Source organism: Phenylobacterium sp. NIBR 498073 (assembly GCF_027286305.1).
Lineage (GTDB): Bacteria > Pseudomonadota > Alphaproteobacteria > Caulobacterales > Caulobacteraceae > Phenylobacterium.
Map to the genome: position 1 here is coordinate 1,312,066 of NZ_CP114599.1, position 16,486 is coordinate 1,328,551.

Consider the following 16,486-nt stretch of genomic DNA (forward strand, 5'->3'; position numbering starts at 1 on the left):
CTGCGTATGGCTGCTCAACCTCCAGTGAGACTCATAGGATACGGAGAAAGCAATGGGTGCGGGCGGCCAGAGCCAAGACGAACAGGCGAAGGGGATACTGGCGCCGGCCAGCCAGAAGGTGTGGGTGATCACCATCGGGGTCGCCTGCCTGATCGCGGGCGTCATTATCACCAACACGCGGAATGGCGGAGACGAGCATAAGAGCGTCGTCGGGAGCGCAGACACCTCGGCGGCCTCCGCCACCCTGACAGAGGAAGCGACCGCCATCTGGACGCAGTTCGAGACTTCGGCTCAGGCTTGCGATCAGGCGAGCGACCGGGTGAAGGCCGAACTGCAATCGCCGGACGGGACGCCCTATTCGACCTATCCCCTGGCGAAGGACGCCGTCTATGCCTGCGACGCCGCCACGAGCGCCATCTTCGCGCTTGAGCCGCCGAAGGGCGCGCCGGACGCCCTGAAGGCGGAGTTTCAGACTGCGCTCAGCGCCTGCTACCGGGCCTACCGGGGCAAGCAAAACGTCTTCCAGCGCCTCACCAAAGTCTTGGACGGCGACGCGCGGCCATCGACCATGCAGGCGGTTCAGAACGAGATGCAGACGGCCGAGGGCCACATGGTAACCTGCGTGCCCGGCCTGATGGCCGCCGTCGAACAGGCGACCGGCAAGTTCCCCGAACCCGCACAGCGGTGATCACCGCCGCACCACCTCTCGGCGCTCGACCACCTGTCTTCGCTCAGGCGTTCGGCGCACCAGCGGCCCGCTACGGGCGTTGCGGCCGGTAAGATAGTCGAGCGCCTGGCTGGTCGCATCGACCTGGTCGTCGTGCTTGCCAGCAGGGAAGGCGAGCAGCTCCCTCACATACTCCCCCAGCCAGGGCGCTTCCTGGGGCAGGTGTACCTGTCCCGCTTCGAAGCGCGCGGACTGCGCCTCCAGTCGCACGCGCTTCTCATGATAGGGCCGGATCAGGATCGGGCGCAGAAGGCCGGCCCGCCGCAAGTCCTGCCCCAGCGCCCGCCCAAGCTCGGTGTCTTCGATGATGGTCGTGTCGGCCTCCCAGCGCATGGCGACATCAACGATGGTGCGACGCAGATCCGGCGCCTCCAGCCGGTCGCGCACGACATCGAGCAGATAGTAGTCGAGCCCCTTGGCGCCCCACACCTGACCGACCGACCAGTCCGAGGTCTCGTTCAAGGTCGAGGCCGTATCCCAGGAGACGATGACCCGGTCGAAGGTCTCGGGCAGGGCGTCGCAGTACCTCAGCCACTCGCGCCGAATGACGTTGCCGCCAGCCGGCGCCGGCTGCTGCTGGTACTGGGCCTGGAAGAGCAGACTGCCCTGGGCGCGGCGAAGCTCGTTCAGCACCTCGATCGGTTCGCGCTCGGGCATGAGGAGATCGCCAGCGCGCCGACAATGCATGTCGCCGCGACGACCACTTAACGGGTGGACCGTGTCCTCGGTGGCGATGGCGGGGAAGGAGACCACCTCCCAGTCACCGCGCTCCAGCACGTGGCCGACGAGATCGTCTTCGTGCAGCCTCTGCATGATGATCACTACCGCCCCGCGGGTCTTGTCATTGAGACGGGTGATCAGGGTGTTGTCGAAGAAGTCATTGACCCGCCGGCGCGACGCCTCCGAGAGGGCGTCCAAGCCCTTCAGAGGGTCATCGACAATGATGACGTCCGCCCCGCGGCCGAGGATTGCGCCGCCCACGCCCGAGGCGAAGCAGGAGCCGAAGCGCGAGGTTCGAAGCTCCAGATCCCGGAGCCGGGCCATCTGGGTGTCGGGGAACAGCGACTGATACCAGTCGCTCTCGGCGATTGCCCGACGCTTGATGCTGAAATCCCGCGCCAGGTCCTCGGTGTGCGAGACGCAGATCATCTTCAGGGTCGGATCATGCCCCCAGAGGAACATCGGCCAGGCGATGGTCGCCAGGACCGATTTTCCCGACCTAGGCGGGACATTAATGATCAGCCGGCGGCATTCGCCGCGCATGACGCGGGCGAGCTGCCAGGCGATCGCCTCGTAATGCCAGCCCATGACGAACTGGGTTCCGGGATCGATGTCCCGGAACACGCGCTGTACGAAGGCCAGCAGATCCTGACGTAGAACGGCTTCGAGAAGCCTTGTCCGATCAGACACCGGCGCCTCCGCGGCCGAGCCGTCGCAGCGCTTCGGCGAGGAGTGCGGCGTCCTCGTCGGTCATGCCCTCGCCGTCGGCGTCGGTCTTCGGCTCCAGGGCCGAGAGCATGTCGACGATCATCGGAAAGGTCCTGATCGCGATCTTTGGATCGTTGACGGCGGCCCCCATCATGCGGCGAAGGACCGCTTCCATGACCGTGAGTTCCCGGTCGCCCGCTGAGATTGAGCTTTTCAGGACCTCGACGAGGATCTGGTGGAGCTCGTCCTTTAGCGACGGCGGCTTCTTCGCCCGCCGTCCCGCGGGGTTAGGGGATGGGCCGCCCTTCTTCCACTGGTGCTCCTTGCCGATGTTCTTGTAGCCGGGCTTGCCGTCACCGGGCTGACGGCCGGCAGGCTGATTGCGGTGCTTTCCCATGACGGCGACCTCACGCGGCGGCCGCGGACGAGGCCGCGCGCTGGTCGAGGAGGGCCTCCAGGGTGAGGCCGGTCTCCTCATGGATCATGGGGCGATCCACGACCGCCTGCAGCCGGCGAACCGCCACCTCGAAGTAGATCGGGTCGATCTCGACGCCGACGCCCACCCGGTTCACCCGGTTGGCGGCGACGATGGTCGAACCGGTGCCCATGCAGGGGTCGAGGACCACATCCCCGACGTTCGTCACGTCCAGGATCGCCTCGGACAGAAGCTGGACCGGTTTGACGGTGGGGTGAGCCTCCAGCGCGGCCTTCCGATCGACGCCGAACTGAGCCATGCCGCTGCTGGACCACAGGGTCGTCCGATTGCGGCCGTGCTTGCCGAGCTGGACGTTGTTGACGGCAATGCGCTCACCCTTGGCCAGCACCAGCACGAATTCCACCTGGTGGCGGTAGATGCCGCCCATGCCGCCGGCGGTCTTGTCCCAAGCCACCGTGCAGATGTGGCTCAGCCCCAGCGACCGCGTGGCCTGGGTGAGGCCGTACATTCCGCGGTGGTCGATGAAGAGGAAGACCGCGCCGTTCTGGACGACGTGCGGCACCGAGGCTCCCAGCAGCTCGGTGAAGAAGCTGATCGCCTCCGGCTCGCTCATGGAGGCGCCTTCGACGAAGTCCTTATGCCTGGCGCTGACGACGCCCTCGATGGGCACCAGGCCGTAGGGGACATCGGAGAACAGCATCCGGACCGGCCTTCCACTAAGCGCCTGGCCGATGATGGCCGGATCCTTCGCGTCGCCGCAGACGAGCCGATGCGCCGGCGCGCCATCGGCGGCGGGGTCGAAGATGAAGGCGTCGCCATGCCGGAGGAGGGAGGTCTTCTCCGCCGTGGGGATGTCGTCGTCGGCCGGCTTGTCGAAGCCGGAAAGGAGCAGGCCGTCGATCTTGCCCATCGGGAGCAGAGTGTGGGCGACCAGATCCGGGTCGATCTGAATCAGGCCCTCGACGCTGAGCTTAAGCTGCTCGACGTCCCATTGCCCCATCTCCAGCAGGGCGTGATGGGCGATGCGGAACGTCTCGACCTCCGCTTCGCTCAAGTGGTCAGCGCGCTGGACGTAGACGGTGGTGTGGCCAAGCGTCTTCAGCGCCTCCCAGAGGAGGTGGCCGTCGATGATGCGGTTGGCCTTGTCGACCAGGATCGGGGCGACCACGCCGAATCGGCGAATGGTCGAGACGAGCTTGTCGAGCTTGCCGCGCGGGTGTTTGCGCACCCGACGCTCGGCAGGCTTCAGCTGGTCGATTGGTATCTGTGCGAAGGTGGAAGGACGCTCAGATTGTAGAGCTGTCGAGGTCTGGGGGCGCTGGCGAACGCGCACGGCGTTCGAGTTTGGCTGGGGCATTTGGGCCTCCGAGAAGACGTGAACCCGGCCATCGACGTCGTTCACCTCATTTCAGAGGCGCCAGTTCGTTGATTAGCCAGCTTCGCCGCTGCTCAGAACCATTCGGTCCCAAAATGCCGCTCACTGTCCGTTGGGTGTGCGGACATCGGCATGCTGGCGCGATTCGGCGAGTTGTGAAGATTGGGGCAGTTTCTGTGTCAAAGCGGACCCCCCAATCTATAGGGGGCGATGTCTCAGTTGGGCTCATCAGAGACATTGGGAATGTCTGCCTTAGGGCAGCGGAGCTGGTCGCTATCGCTTTCGTCGCCTAGTACCCGCTGCAAGACGTCGACGTAGGCTCGGGGATGACGTTGAGACTGCGGCGTGCCCTGACCTAGGTTCGTTCAGCCGACGTTCCGCCAGCGCGGAGGCGCTCGGAGGCCAGCGTTCCGGCTTGGCGATAGGCTGCCTGGTCGCGTTGCGACCAAACTTGACTCTAGAGACGACAGTCGGACTCGCGCTAACGTTGTTGGAACCCACGCCGCGACCGGGAATTACCTTGCCTTCATATATCATCATGATAGTCAGCCGGTGACGGCTACTGGAGGGTGGTCAAGAGCTGAGGCAACGCGCCGGATTCGAAGCTGCGCTTCGATGCGGCGCCTTAATGCGCACTGGAAAGAATTTGCGCTCGCTCAACTGGCGGAATGCGGACTGTGCTCCGGAGACGTCTATCACGTCCTTAGACGAGGGCGAGTTGTGAAGACGCCCACGAGTTTGTCGAAGGGCGCTCATCGATGCGAGATCGCCTCGTGTACGCCGAACTCGCGTCGAACTGTTGTGGTCACGGTCGTTCTGAACGGCGGCCGTGATTTGAAGATTATGAACGTGTGTTGGAAGGAACCGTCATGACCAAGCGCTCCGACGTGGGATACCACTACACCCAATGCGGTCTGGATGACGTCTATCTGGTGAACCTGCCTTCTGCGTTCGATCGGGCTGGCGACACCACGATCACATTCCCCAATATTAACGAGCTGCATGCCGTGATCCGAGAACAGGTCGCCCTGAAGCTCTCACGTCTGAATGGCCGCGAGATCAAATTCCTGCGCACGGAGCTGGGGCTGACCCAGGCCGCGCTGGCAAGACACCTTCATAAGGACTCGCAGACCGTGGGCCGGTGGGAGCGCGGCGAGACGGATATCGACGGCGCGTCCGAGACATTGCTACGGGTCATGGCGCTCGAGGACACCTCGGTGCAGGGGACTTCCGTGCGCGAACTGGGGCAACGCGTCGTCGCCCCAGCAGGGCCTACACCCTATCGCATCGAAGCTTCCGACCCGGAGCACTATCGACCGGCGGCTTGATCGTTTTCGACCTATCACCGTGATAGGTCGCATTGCGAATCGACTATCACCATGATATTTCCGAGTTACACCTATCACGGTGATAGGTGCGCGTTTGCTTGGCGGCGGCGCGAGACAACGAGGACAACGCATGGCGAAGAATACTGGCGACGGCTTCCGTCGCGGCGCTGTTACCGGTCGTACCCAGTTCGAACGACCCGACGGAATGTTTCAGAAGCGCGATGAGCGCACAGGGCACTTCATGGAGGTCAAGCAATCTCCGGGAAAGTTCAAAGGTGTCGCGACTGAGCCTGACGGCCGCGACACCGAGAACTCCTAAGTCCCGAAAGAGGCCCGCTTCACGCTTGGGTGGCGGGCCTCTCATTCAACGCGCACTCGCGCACCTTACATCAACAAGGGAAACAGCGATGGCGCGGCGCGTCTTCTTCAGCTTCCATTTCGACAACGATTTCTGGCGAACCCAGCAGGTCCGCAACATGAACGCGCTGGAGGGTCAGCCCCTCTGTACCCCGAATGCCTGGGAAGAGGTGAAGCGCAAGGGCAAGGACTCCATCGAACAGTGGATCGACGACAACATGAGCGGCAAGAGCTGCGTCGTGGTTCTGGTCGGCGCGCAGACCGCCGAGCGTCCGTGGGTGCGCCGCGAGATCGTCAAGGGATGGGACGCCGGCAAGGGCGTCGTGGCCATCCGCGTCCACAAGCTGCTCAATTCCAATGGCTACGCTGCGAGTGCTGGCGATAACCCGCTCGACAGGATCAACTACGGCTCCACCGGCAAGAAGCTGTCGGCGATCGCTCCGATTTATTCGCCGGCAGGCGCGGACAGCAAGGCAGCTTACGCCACGATCAAGGACAACATCGAAGACTGGATCGAGAAGGCAATCGCGATCCGCAAGGCCAGCTGACGGAGGACGACCATGGCCTTCTACACCTTCGACCAGGTCCGGGCGGCGGCGCAGGACGTGCGCCGCCGCACACAGAAGAGCGATCACCAGTTGCTCCGCGAGGCGCGCGACACGCAGCGGAATAGCTTCGACATTTTCCTGTCGCACTCGAGCCGCGACAAAGAGCTGGTGATCGGCGCCAAGAAGCTCATCGAAGACCGCGGCTACAGCGTCTATGTGGACTGGATCGAGGACTCCGAGCTTGATCGGGCGGCCATCGATCGTGGGCGCGCCGACCATCTGCGTCGACGGATGAGGCAATGTGAGAGCCTGTTCTACGTGCACACACCCAACGCAGCGCTGTCGCGATGGTGCCCATGGGAGCTCGGCTTCTTCGACGGTCTGCGCCAGCCGGAGCGGCGGGTGTTCGTGTTTCCGATCGTGCGAGCCGGCGAGCCCTACAAGGGCCAAGAGTACCTTACGCTCTATGACACCGTGGACCTGACGACCTGGGTCCGGCCGACCGGCCGCCGCCCACCGACTGTCGATCCTCTGGAGCAGCGGCTCCTTGCCGACCGTTTGGGCATCCTGCGTCGCCCCGGCCACATTCTCTAGGGCGCGTGCCACGTGAAACGGGACGCGGAGCGCTTCATTGTCGACTTCCTCAAGGAGATTGAGGCGGGTAACGCAGCCATCTTCGCCGGTGCTGGGCTCTCCGCGCCGGCGGGGTTCGTCGACTGGCGAGGCCTGCTGCGGGAACTCGCCGAAGAGATTGATCTGAATATCGATCTGGAGACCGATCTCGTCTCGGTCGCGCAGTTTCACGTCAACCATTCGGGCTCAAACCGTAATCGCCTGAACCAGGCGATCATCGAGGCGCTTGCGGCGGACAACCCTCCGACGCTGAACCATCGCGTGCTCGCTAGGCTGCCGATCGCCACTTGGTGGACAACCAACTACGACCAGCTGATTGAGCGCGCTTTGCGGGAGGTGGGCAAGGTAGTGGACGTCAAGGCCGATGTGCCACAACTGGCGAACACTCGCCCGCGGCGGGACGCCATCGTCTACAAGATGCACGGCGACGTCGAACGCCCGCATGAGGCCGTCGTCACCCGCGACGACTATGAGCGCTACGAGCGCGATCGCGGCGCGTTCACCAGTGCCTTGGCCGGCGACCTGGTCTCCAAGACGTTCCTCTTTCTCGGGTTCAGCTTCTCGGATCCGAACCTGGACCAGGTGCTCGCCCGGGTTCGGCTGAACTTCCGCGAAAACCAGCGGCGCCACTATGCGATCTTCAAGCGCCGCGCGCGCCAAGCTGACGACACTGACGAAACCTTCGCCCATGCACAGGCGCGCCAGCTTCTGGTCGTGCAGGACCTGAAGCGTTTTCACATCGAGGTGCTGCTCGTCGATGAGTACCAGGAGATCGATGTGATCCTGGCCGAGATCGAGCGTCGTTACCGTCGCACCACGGTGTTCGTCTCGACAAGCGCCGACGACTTCGCGCCATGGGGCGAACGCGAGGTGGAGGCGTTCATGCGCGATCTCGGCGCCGTCCTGGTCGACAATGGCTTGCGCATATCCACAGGCCTGGGGCTGGGGGTTGGCAACCCGTTGTTCACCGGCGCGGTGGAGCGCGTACTCACGGGGCAGGGACGCCACATCGAAGACATCATCACCGCAAGGCCCTTCCCGCAGGCAATCCCCAACGAAGCCGAGCGCAGGCAAGTTTGGGAAGCCTTCCGCCAGGACCTCATCGGACGCGCCGGGCTCGCCCTCTTCCTATTCGGCAACAAGCGCGACGGCGACAACATCATGGCCGCGGATGGCATGGTGCGGGAATATGAGGTGGCCTGCGAGCTAGACCTCGTGGTCCTGCCGGTCGGGGCGACAGGATCGGTGGCGGCCCGCCTCGCCGCGCAGGCGCTGGCTACCCCGGACGAACACCTTGCGGAGCTGAACCGGGAGGCGCGGGAGATTCTCAAGGCGCTCGCCGAACCCGTCGAGCATCTTGCAGATTTGCTCGATCCTATCGTGCGGCTGCTCGTGAGCTTAAGACGCTCGACCTGAACTCCGACCCACGCGCATGCGCAGCCGAGACGCTCGTGGCATCTGCTTCTCGGCTCGAAGCCAGGTTCAGCCAATCACCAGGATGTGCGTCGCTAGCATGTCGATGAGACGTCATCGACCGGGGAGAACTGCGCATCATTGGGGGGGCGGACGTGCCCGCGCTTTACTTCGTCGAGGTTCGCCGACGTGCGCGAAGGTCTTCGTGTAGCGCGCCATCTGCCGAAGTTTCGACCTCTGTCAGCAGCCGCTCCCACCAGCTGATCGCCTCCTTGATGACTGCCCGCTGCGGCACTATCCGGTCGCCCAAGAACACCGGCGCATCAAGGGCCGGTACACTGTCCTCTGCGACGGGTTGAACGAGGCGTGCGCCGATCTCGTACTCCTTGGCGATCGAGTTTCGCTCTTGCTCGATGAAGTCGTGGAAGATGAGGTTGTCGGCACGGTAGGACTTTACGCGCGCCCACTCTCGGTCGATTGCCCCGCGCAGGTAGGGCGAACGTGCCCCGTCCACCTTGTCGAGTACGTGGCCCACTGTGCGCAGGAGCACGACCGTCGTAATCCACCGCAATCGCCAGGTGGCCGGGGTCGTTGCCTGGGCGAGTTCCCGGGCGCTTCGGTGACAGTCGCGCAGAACAGCCCGAGCGGCAGTGGCGTCGCTGCGCGCGAATGGGTCATTCTGTTGCGCGCGGGGGCTCTTGCCGCGCCGGGTCCAAGTCTTCGCCATGCAGCGAGCCTAACTCAAGCGAGGCGTACGCAGACTGGCCGCAAACCCGATTTTTCTAGCACCTGCAGCCGGCGGACGAGCGGCAGCTATACCGACGGGCCACAGCTTCGCACACAGCGCTGAGTGTCTGGTCCGGGGCGCGAAGCCAATGTCTTCTAGTGGCGCCAGGCAGTCATTCGACCGCCCAGTTCGCCGGCGGACGCGTTGGAAGTCTCTGTGGGGGTGGCTAGCGGTCACACCGCTCGCACGCCGCTTAGCCGGCGGTCGCTCGCCTGTAATTGACGCCCCCTGAGAGCCGCCGATACAATTTCAAGCTGAATAGCGAAGAGCGAGCAAGAGCGACAATGGCTTTCACTATGACGTGCCCGAGTTGTGGGGGCGATGCTGAGCTGTCGGGCGGCGTATTCTGCTTGTGCGACAAGGATTTCTGCACCGGCCAAAGGTGCGGCGCGAACGAACTTCATGCCAAATATACATGCCCGAATGGCCACAGTGGTACGCCTCCCGAGACGCTGGAATACCGCAAGCGCTATCTAGGAGATTAGGCGAGCGTAGCCCTTTACGTCTGCTTTGGGTCGGATTCAGCCGTGGCCAACGGGCCGGCAATCGGACCTTCGTCGTTGCCGAGCAGCGTCCGGAATCCGGCCCTCAGCCAACGACAGCAAGTGGCGGTTTTCGGCAATCGGAATCTTTAGGCCAGTAAGACGGATGTCCGGTTTCATGCCATTATGGGGCTTCTGCTCGTGGCGCGCTTCGACCAGTAGCTCCTTGCCCGATAGCCTCGGCACGGCCCCTCTAGGGCCGTCCGAAACGACGTTAAGGTTCAGCTTGTGTGTGGCGGGGCGTTAGCCGGTGGCAGTAGAGATCACTTTCTCGAACCGCGCTTATGGCGAAAAGTGGTTCGACGATGTGCGTGTATCCAATCCTGCACAGTACGCCGTGATCGAGGCGATCATCGAAGCAATAGACCGTGCCGACGGGCACGAGATCAATCAGGCAGAAATATTCAAGCGACACCCGGCGGTAGCGCGATATGTGCAAGATCGGCGCTTTAAAATTGTGCCCTCCAATGGGCAGCTATTGATCGCCAATGGTCGCGGGATCCGACACGCGAAGTACTCGCCTTCGAAGAGCGTGGCGGTCGTGTGGGAGAAGATCCGCCGAACGGTCTATGTCACTTTCGACGATCACGCGCCGATGCCCTACCATCGAGCTATCTGGCATCTGCGCGACATTCGCCTAGGCAGACCGACCCTAGCAAAGAAGGCGCGGACAGGCCGACGCCTTCTGCAAAAGCTCGAAGCTTACAAATCCGGTAAACATCTTTCCGACATGCGGCGCTTCAACCCAAAGAGCCGGTTCTATAGGTAGCGCTCTCTGATGGTGCATGCGGTAAGCGTCGGGTTTTCGGCATAGTCCCAGAGTCCGCAACTGACGCAGGAAAGATCAGCCTCGTTTAAGCCTAGCTGGCGATGAGTGGGCTCCCTCAGTTACGCCGAAGCCTTCTTTGATGCGCCCTTGATGAAGAACGCAGCAGGTCTCGAGGCTTCGTAGAAGGCGCTCTCAAGTTCATCCGCCTTCCCGAGGAAGAATTCGCCGCCCAGAGACTTGAAGCGATCGGCGAAGCGCGCCTTCAAGTGGTCTTCCGCCAATTTTGCGTCGACGCCGCTTGGGAAGGGCTTTGATGTGAGCGAAAGAAGCCATCGGGTCGCCGCCGCTGGTGGCAGGGTCTGGTTGTGGTCCTCGCAGCGCTGTTTCGGATTGTTTGAGAGGCCCACCTTGACGACGACGCGGGTTCCGACCTCTCGACCGAGAAGCGCCGACGCCTCTCCCGCGAAAACCAGCATGTAGAGGCGCGTGTCGCCGTCGACATAGTTGCTTTCCCGTTGGCCAAAGCTGGGGGTGAAGCCCTTCGATGGTGAGAACGCGGCGTTCATCGTCTGCTCGGGGGCGGTGGCAGCGGCCACTTCGAGGGGCGGCTCGCCGAACACGTCCATGGGGATGACGGGGAGCTGAAGCGCAACGAGGGCCTCGTCGGCGCTCAAGATTTCGCCCTGGGACGCGATTACTCGCGCTCGGTCCGACGTATAGGTATCTGGAGCGATGTGCTTGACCTGAATGCGTCGCTCGACTCGCCATGCGCGACGCACAGGAACGGCGTGAGTCCAGCGATCTCCACAGCCCATCGCCACCTTGCGGTCCCAGCCTTGCTGCGAGCAGCGTTCGCGATCCGTCACGGGGATGGGCTCGCACTCGAGAAATCCTAGGGCCTGGCGACGATCCTCGGCGTCGGTCTCCTTGGTGTCGGCGCCGTATATCAGCACCAGGTCACCAGGTTGGTGCTCGCGGATGAAACGATTCCGGTCGCCTGGGCGAGTGAAGCCCAGGTAGCCGTCTTGCGTCGGATCGAACCCCCAGAACGCTTTAAGCCAGACGCGGCGCTTCGCCGTTGTCTGTGAGGATAGCTGCTGGGGGGCGCGGGCTGCCCTCGCCCGGAGGAGCTCGAACGCACGCCGGATACGACGACGAGAGGGTTCGCCCACGTGCTCGGCAGGGACATAGCCGCGAAGCCACGGCTCGCCGTGCTCCTGCATGACTGCTGAGATGTTGCGCATGCGGTAGTCAAAGGACTGCTTGGAGCGTGCCGCGAGTGGGCCGTCCCGGTACTCACGAGAGACGGCGGCTTTCTGGTACGGTTCGCCCCTCTGCTCATAGCCAAGCATTCGGAGATAGGCCTCGACCGCTGCTTCGAACTCAGCGTCGCTCCATCCGTCGTCTTCGCCCAAGCCTGGCTCCCCCTATTGGCAGGGGGCTAGCACGGATAGCGACCGCCCCCCTCGAAACAGAGCAGCGCTCTTTGCGTTCTGCAAGCTCGCCTAGGAATTCCTAGTCCGCGGCGATCTGGATTCCGTTTATGGCAGCCGCCCCAATGTCCAGTCATGGCGCGAAGCTGAGCTGAGTGCGCCCAAGAAAAGATTGCTTAGCGCTTGGCAAGGCCTGAACCGGGCCGAGCCGGCCGTTTCGGGCAACCATCTAGCCGAGGCCCGCCTGAAAGGCAGCTCGGCCCCCTCTGAGCGCATTCACGAGTTCCAGCGAGGCGTGGTGTGCGGCCAGCGCCTCGGCCGGCGTACAGGGCTCCTCGCCGTAGCGGATGCCCGGCGTGCACTGGATCGCTGCAACGAGAGCTCTGAAATCGCCGATCACGCCGACACCGGCGACCTTGTCCGCCAACCGCGAGAGGTCGTGGGTGAAGGGGAAACGGCCGCCGCCCAAGGCGATGGCGGCCTTCAGGGTTTTCTCCGCCGCCTGAAGAGACGCCCACTTGGATTCTCCCGCCCGATCGTGACGATCCATCAGAGCCGTGACAGCTGTCGCCACGTCCGACCGCGCAGACGACAGCAGGTCGTGAGCGGTCGCCTCCAGGGTGTAGCTGGCGTAGAGTGCCGCGCCGAAGGCTTTCTCGACCGCTTTCAGATCAGCATCGGTCAGGCGCGCGGCCTTCCGGGGGGTCATATGCTCGATCAGTTGAACGATGTTGCATAATCCCGGACCTTGCAGGGATACCCGCTCGGGAAGGAAGTCGCGGGTAACGACGAACTGGATACTGCCGAAAATTCGAGGGATGCTGAGCGCATAGAGGTCGCCGTCCAGCCGAACGACGGTGCGGCCGGCTTTCATGTCGACCTTCAGCCGGTCGCCATAGGTCTCCTGATACCAGCGGCTGATGGCGGCGCCCAACGGCGCATAGGCGGCGATTTCGGGTGGGAGGCGACTGGGATCTTGGTCGCCGATCGGGATCGGCACGCCGTGGAGGAGGCTGACTTCCCGGCCGGCATGAATCGGGCGGTCCTCGATCCCATAGCCGTCCCGCCCCAAACGGGCATCGATCTCCTGCATCATGGCCTCGAACGCAGGGCCTTCGTGGGGAACGGTCTTGGCTGCAGTCATGGTGCGAGCGGGCCCCTCGGCGGTTGATTTTCGATTATACGCTCGCCTGGCTAGGGCGACGGCGAAACGAAAGCCCTGCCGGTCATGGCGTTTTTCCCAGACATAGTTGCCTCGGCGCGCCCACCAAGTGCGGTCCCGCTTTGAATGTCGGCTTAGGGCCAGTGATCCAATGACTGCTTCTGGCGCGACCCGGCCATCGGTCACCAAGATTCCCGCTCGAAGTTCCAGGCAGCGTGGTCCTGAACACTGCTGGACTTCGGCCCGCAAGGAAGCGGTAGTCCACACACGCCCGGGGAGCCGGGCTCGTCTCAGTACGGGGACCGCGATGGGCGGCCTCGATGAATGGAGGCGAGTATGACCAAGCCAAAGACCAAGACCCAGTCCGCTGAGACCGCGCGCGCAGCCGGTGACGTCGGAGGCCCGAAGGGCAAGCTCGGGACCCTGGTGGCGCTGCTGCTGCGCTCGGAGGGCGCGACGCTCGAGACCATGCAGGCAGCGACCGGCTGGCAGGCGCATTCAGTGCGTGGCGCCATCGCGCGCTCGATCAAGAAAAAGCTTGGTTTCGAAGTCACGTCGGAGAAGGCCGAAGGCGGTCGGGTCTATCGCATCGCGAAGGGAGCCGGCGCGTGAGCGCCGGCGACCACCTGGCCGGGCTGGATGCGCTGTCGCTTGCCGAGTTGCGTGCCGCCTGGACCGAACGGCTCGGCGGCGAATTACCTAAGCTGCGTACACGCGAGCTGATGGCGCTCGCTCTGGCGCATCGACTGCAGATCCGCGTCCACGGTGATTTGCCCGGGTCGTCAAAACGCCGAATGGCCGAGCTGGCGCGAAGGTTTCGCGAAGACCGTGGCTACACGCCCACGCCCGGTCCGAACTTGAGACCTGGCACGACCCTGATCAAGGAATGGCGCGGCGTGCGTCACGAGGTCTGGGTGCTGGAGGAGGGGTTTAGCTACATGGGGCAGCGGTTCGGCTCCTTGAGCGAGGTCGCCCAGCACATCACAGGCACGAAGTGGAACGGCAGGGTGTTCTTCGGCCTGAAAGAGCGGCGGCGATGAGCGTCGTGCGCCTGCGTTGCGCCATCTACACCCGCAAGTCCTCGGAGGAGGGGCTGGAGCAGAACTTCAACAGCCTGCATGCCCAGCGGGAGGCCTGCGAAGCCTATGTGCTATCCCAAGCCGGTGAGGGCTGGAACGCCGTCAAAACGGCTTACGACGACGGTGGCTACTCGGGCGGCTCTATGGATCGGCCTGGTCTGCAGCAGCTCATGGCCGACATCCAGCGCGGCCTGGTCGACGTCGTGGTGGTCTATAAGGTCGACCGCCTGACCCGCTCGCTGGCCGACTTCGCCAAGATCGTCGAGTTGTTCGACGCTAAGGGTGTCTCCTTCGTTTCGGTCACCCAGGCCTTCAACACGACCTCCAGCATGGGGCGCCTCACGCTCAATGTGCTGCTCTCCTTCGCCCAGTTCGAGCGGGAGGTGACCGGCGAGCGCATCCGCGACAAGGTCGCCGCGTCCAAGGCCAAGGGCCTGCGCATGGGGGGGCAGCCGCCGCTCGGCTACGACATCGTGGATGGGCGGCTGGCGGTGAACAAGGTCGAAGCCGCGCGGGTGCAGCGAATCTTCCAGCGGTACCTGGAGCTGGGCACGCTGCTGGACCTGGTACGCGAGGGCGTCGAAGCGAAGCGCTGGGTCAACAAATCCGGCCGAATGGTCGGCGGCGGCATGATGGGACGTGGCGCGCTCCACTACCTGCTGACCAATCCTGCCTACCGCGGAATCACTCGCCACCACGAAAAGCGGTACGAAGACACCCATCCGGCCATCATCGACGCTGGACTATGGGATGCTGTGCAGACCCGATTGGCGGCCACCAACGCCAGCCAACCGAAGACCGAAAAGCGCGGGGAAGCATCCAAGCTCGAGGGGTTGATCTTCGACGACCGCGATAACCTCATGGTCCCGGTTCATACGAAGCGCGTCGCCCGGCGCTATCGCTACTATGTAAGTCGCCCGGTCCTCACCGGCCAAGGACGGGCTGGGAGCCTGCATCGGATTCCGGCGGGCGTCTTGGAGCAGTTCCTCGCCGAGCGCATCGGCCCGATGTTGGCGCCTGCCTGGAGGCCGGCCGAGGACTTGCTCGACCGCATTGTCGCGGCACTGAGGAGCGCGACCCTTAGCGAGGACCAGATCGCGGTGCGTCTCGTTGCCGACGCCTTGTCCCCTGCGGCGACCAGCGCGTCGGCAGTCCCGATCGACGATGACGGCTGCGCCACCCTGCGCATCGCCTTCTTCATGCGGCGTCGTGGAGCGATCGTGCTGCAGGCTCCGGGCGCAGCGGCGGCGCCCGCCGATAGAATCGACCGGGCGCTGGTCAGAGCCATTGCGCTTGCTCGCGTCTGGGCGGTCGAACTAGAGAGCGGCCAGGTGGATTCCATCAAGTCCCTCGCCAGGCGTGAAGGGCTCTGCAACCACTACGCCACGAGGCTTCTGCCGCTTGCCTATCTGGCCCCGGACCTGATCGATGAAATCCTCGAGGGGCGCCAGCCCCGCAATCTGACCCTGAGTGCACTAACGGCCGAGCCGCTGCCGCTGGATTGGGGCCGGCAGCGCGAACGGTTCCGGGAGCTTGCAGCGAGCTGAGGAGTCCGCTGTTGCGCTCATAGCTGCGCCTGAAGATCGCTGTTCTCAGCCTCGCCCTCGCGCCCAGCGCGGGGCGAAGTCATTGAGGAGCAAGCGCTTCTCGCGACACGCGACGCGGATTCGATCGGGCGAATTTCCGGATATCGCTGTTGAATTCGCTGTTAGCAGTGAATTCTCCCCCGCGCGGCGAAAGGTACACTTATGGAATGGGCCGAGAGAGAGGCGGGGCAATAGGCCCCGCATCGCGCGGTGAGGGGCTCTCAGAGAGCCACGCGCATCGGCCTTAGCCCGCCTAACCGGCGGACTTCTCGAGGGTATTCTAGGGGCGGGAAATCACCCCGTGTTAGCGGGGGAATGAATGGTCGCAGATTGAGGATGCGAATGTTGCACACCCGCCTGATGCGCTTCCGATAACGCCCCATCGGCGCGCCGGATTCGCGACCCCGACCGAAACCTACACTTCTGGAATGCGCCCAGAGAGAAGGCCTCGAAATCGGGCCTATCGACCCGAAATCCGGCTCTCGGAGAGCCAGAACCATGGCGCCAATAGGCGTCAAGTGGCGGAATTGTCGTGAGAATTTCGGGGGCGCTCGGGAGGCGCCGTACCCCAGAAGACTTGTTGGTCGGAGTGGCAGGATTCGAACCTGCGACCCCCGCGTCCCGAACGCGGTGCTCTACCAGACTGAGCCACACTCCGACTTGGGAGGGCGCCTTATAGAGGCGATCTTTCGAGACCGCAAGCGGGTCAGAAAGACCTTTTTTGGGGCGTTGCATCCGGCGAACTGTTGGGCTATCTCCACGCCCTCGCCGCGGGGGACACGTTCCTCCGAGCCGTTCCTGCTGGGGAATGGTGTAATGGTAACACTGCGGTTTTTGGTACCGTCATTCTAGGTTCGAGTCCTAGTTCCCCAGCCACTTCTCC

The 16,486-nt window shown here is 63.7% G+C and carries 16 protein-coding genes and 2 tRNA genes; 11 read left to right on the top strand and 7 right to left on the bottom strand.

Annotated features, from left to right (window positions below; translation table 11 throughout):
• The first annotated feature begins 52 nt into the window (after positions 1-52).
• Positions 53-688, top strand: a complete 636-nt coding sequence (locus O4N75_RS06720; RefSeq protein WP_269628581.1) for a hypothetical protein — start codon at positions 53-55, stop codon at positions 686-688.
• Here the strand turns inward: O4N75_RS06720 and terL are convergent, their stop codons facing one another.
• Genes terL through O4N75_RS06735 form a run of 3 tightly spaced genes read right to left on the bottom strand, consistent with a single transcriptional unit; the run spans position 689 to position 3,948 of the window.
• The gene (terL, locus tag O4N75_RS06725) at positions 689-2,137 is read right to left on the bottom strand and encodes a phage terminase large subunit (RefSeq protein WP_269628582.1); all 1,449 of its coding nucleotides are present in this window, start codon (positions 2,135-2,137) and stop codon (positions 689-691) included.
• Positions 2,130-2,552, bottom strand: a complete 423-nt coding sequence (locus tag O4N75_RS06730) for a DUF5681 domain-containing protein (protein WP_269628583.1) — start codon at positions 2,550-2,552, stop codon at positions 2,130-2,132. The genes terL and O4N75_RS06730 overlap by 8 nt, the downstream gene beginning before the upstream one ends.
• A gap of 10 nt (positions 2,553-2,562) precedes the next feature.
• A complete protein-coding gene (locus O4N75_RS06735; protein WP_269628584.1) occupies positions 2,563-3,948 on the bottom strand; it encodes a DNA methyltransferase in 1,386 nt (461 codons plus the stop codon).
• An 887-nt stretch (positions 3,949-4,835) separates the two neighbouring features.
• Here O4N75_RS06735 and O4N75_RS06740 point away from each other — a divergent pair.
• The 5 genes from O4N75_RS06740 to O4N75_RS06760 all read left to right on the top strand — a co-directional run bounded on the left by O4N75_RS06740 (position 4,836) and on the right by O4N75_RS06760 (position 8,248).
• Positions 4,836-5,294, top strand: coding sequence for a helix-turn-helix domain-containing protein (locus O4N75_RS06740; RefSeq protein WP_269628585.1), 459 nt, complete (start codon positions 4,836-4,838; stop codon positions 5,292-5,294).
• A gap of 130 nt (positions 5,295-5,424) precedes the next feature.
• The gene (locus O4N75_RS06745; RefSeq protein WP_269628587.1) at positions 5,425-5,613 is read left to right on the top strand and encodes a hypothetical protein; all 189 of its coding nucleotides are present in this window, start codon (positions 5,425-5,427) and stop codon (positions 5,611-5,613) included.
• Between the two features lie 88 nt (positions 5,614-5,701).
• Positions 5,702-6,199: a TIR domain-containing protein gene (locus O4N75_RS06750; protein WP_269628588.1), complete on the top strand. Its 498-nt coding sequence runs from the start codon at positions 5,702-5,704 to the stop codon at positions 6,197-6,199.
• A 12-nt stretch (positions 6,200-6,211) separates the two neighbouring features.
• Positions 6,212-6,793, top strand: coding sequence for a toll/interleukin-1 receptor domain-containing protein (locus tag O4N75_RS06755; protein ID WP_269628589.1), 582 nt, complete (start codon positions 6,212-6,214; stop codon positions 6,791-6,793).
• A gap of 12 nt (positions 6,794-6,805) precedes the next feature.
• A complete protein-coding gene (locus O4N75_RS06760) occupies positions 6,806-8,248 on the top strand; it encodes an SIR2 family protein (protein ID WP_269628590.1) in 1,443 nt (480 codons plus the stop codon).
• A 163-nt stretch (positions 8,249-8,411) separates the two neighbouring features.
• Here O4N75_RS06760 and O4N75_RS06765 read toward each other — a convergent pair whose 3' ends face one another.
• Positions 8,412-8,972, bottom strand: coding sequence for a hypothetical protein (locus O4N75_RS06765; RefSeq protein WP_269628591.1), 561 nt, complete (start codon positions 8,970-8,972; stop codon positions 8,412-8,414).
• Between the two features lie 852 nt (positions 8,973-9,824).
• On the opposite strand from O4N75_RS06765, the gene O4N75_RS06770 reads away from it, so the two are divergent.
• Positions 9,825-10,343 (top strand): hypothetical protein, encoded by a 519-nt coding sequence (locus O4N75_RS06770; protein WP_269628592.1) that lies wholly within the window; start codon positions 9,825-9,827, stop codon positions 10,341-10,343.
• A gap of 119 nt (positions 10,344-10,462) precedes the next feature.
• On the opposite strand, the gene O4N75_RS06775 is transcribed toward O4N75_RS06770, so the two are convergent.
• Together O4N75_RS06775 and O4N75_RS06780 are read right to left on the bottom strand one after the other, a co-directional pair.
• The gene (locus tag O4N75_RS06775) at positions 10,463-11,758 is read right to left on the bottom strand and encodes a hypothetical protein (protein WP_269628593.1); all 1,296 of its coding nucleotides are present in this window, start codon (positions 11,756-11,758) and stop codon (positions 10,463-10,465) included.
• A gap of 247 nt (positions 11,759-12,005) precedes the next feature.
• Complete coding sequence (locus O4N75_RS06780) at positions 12,006-12,920, bottom strand: HEPN domain-containing protein (RefSeq protein ID WP_269628594.1); 915 nt, start codon at positions 12,918-12,920, stop codon at positions 12,006-12,008.
• A 354-nt stretch (positions 12,921-13,274) separates the two neighbouring features.
• Between O4N75_RS06780 and O4N75_RS06785 the strand changes: the two genes are divergently transcribed.
• The 3 genes from O4N75_RS06785 to O4N75_RS06795 are packed head-to-tail and all read left to right on the top strand — an operon-like array spanning position 13,275 to position 15,564.
• Complete coding sequence (locus tag O4N75_RS06785; RefSeq protein ID WP_269628595.1) at positions 13,275-13,550, top strand: DUF3489 domain-containing protein; 276 nt, start codon at positions 13,275-13,277, stop codon at positions 13,548-13,550.
• Positions 13,547-13,978 (top strand): DUF2924 domain-containing protein, encoded by a 432-nt coding sequence (locus O4N75_RS06790; protein WP_269628596.1) that lies wholly within the window; start codon positions 13,547-13,549, stop codon positions 13,976-13,978. Before O4N75_RS06785 ends, O4N75_RS06790 begins: the two co-directional genes overlap by 4 nt.
• Positions 13,975-15,564 carry a recombinase family protein gene (locus tag O4N75_RS06795; RefSeq protein WP_269628597.1) on the top strand — a complete coding sequence of 530 codons (1,590 nt, stop codon included), beginning with the start codon at positions 13,975-13,977 and terminating at the stop codon, positions 15,562-15,564. The genes O4N75_RS06790 and O4N75_RS06795 overlap by 4 nt, the downstream gene beginning before the upstream one ends.
• Positions 15,565-16,184: 620 nt before the next feature.
• On the opposite strand, the gene O4N75_RS06800 is transcribed toward O4N75_RS06795, so the two are convergent.
• Positions 16,185-16,261, bottom strand: a tRNA-Pro gene (locus tag O4N75_RS06800).
• A gap of 144 nt (positions 16,262-16,405) precedes the next feature.
• On the opposite strand from O4N75_RS06800, the gene O4N75_RS06805 reads away from it, so the two are divergent.
• Positions 16,406-16,479, top strand: a tRNA-Gln gene (locus O4N75_RS06805).
• The last annotated feature ends 7 nt before the right edge of the window (positions 16,480-16,486 follow it).

Bases quoted from the DNA above. Each gene is read 5' to 3' on its own strand.
- O4N75_RS06720 (WP_269628581.1), top strand. From the start codon at position 53: ATGGGTGCGGGCGGCCAGAGCCAAGACGAACAGGCGAAGGGGATACTG.
- O4N75_RS06730 (WP_269628583.1), bottom strand. From the start codon at position 2,552: ATGGGAAAGCACCGCAATCAGCCTGCCGGCCGTCAGCCCGGTGACGGC.
- O4N75_RS06735 (WP_269628584.1), bottom strand. From the start codon at position 3,948: ATGCCCCAGCCAAACTCGAACGCCGTGCGCGTTCGCCAGCGCCCCCAG.
- O4N75_RS06740 (WP_269628585.1), top strand. From the start codon at position 4,836: ATGACCAAGCGCTCCGACGTGGGATACCACTACACCCAATGCGGTCTG.
- O4N75_RS06745 (WP_269628587.1), top strand. From the start codon at position 5,425: ATGGCGAAGAATACTGGCGACGGCTTCCGTCGCGGCGCTGTTACCGGT.
- O4N75_RS06750 (WP_269628588.1), top strand. From the start codon at position 5,702: ATGGCGCGGCGCGTCTTCTTCAGCTTCCATTTCGACAACGATTTCTGG.
- O4N75_RS06755 (WP_269628589.1), top strand. From the start codon at position 6,212: ATGGCCTTCTACACCTTCGACCAGGTCCGGGCGGCGGCGCAGGACGTG.
- O4N75_RS06765 (WP_269628591.1), bottom strand. From the start codon at position 8,972: ATGGCGAAGACTTGGACCCGGCGCGGCAAGAGCCCCCGCGCGCAACAG.
- O4N75_RS06780 (WP_269628594.1), bottom strand. From the start codon at position 12,920: ATGACTGCAGCCAAGACCGTTCCCCACGAAGGCCCTGCGTTCGAGGCC.
- O4N75_RS06785 (WP_269628595.1), top strand. From the start codon at position 13,275: ATGACCAAGCCAAAGACCAAGACCCAGTCCGCTGAGACCGCGCGCGCA.
- O4N75_RS06795 (WP_269628597.1), top strand. From the start codon at position 13,975: ATGAGCGTCGTGCGCCTGCGTTGCGCCATCTACACCCGCAAGTCCTCG.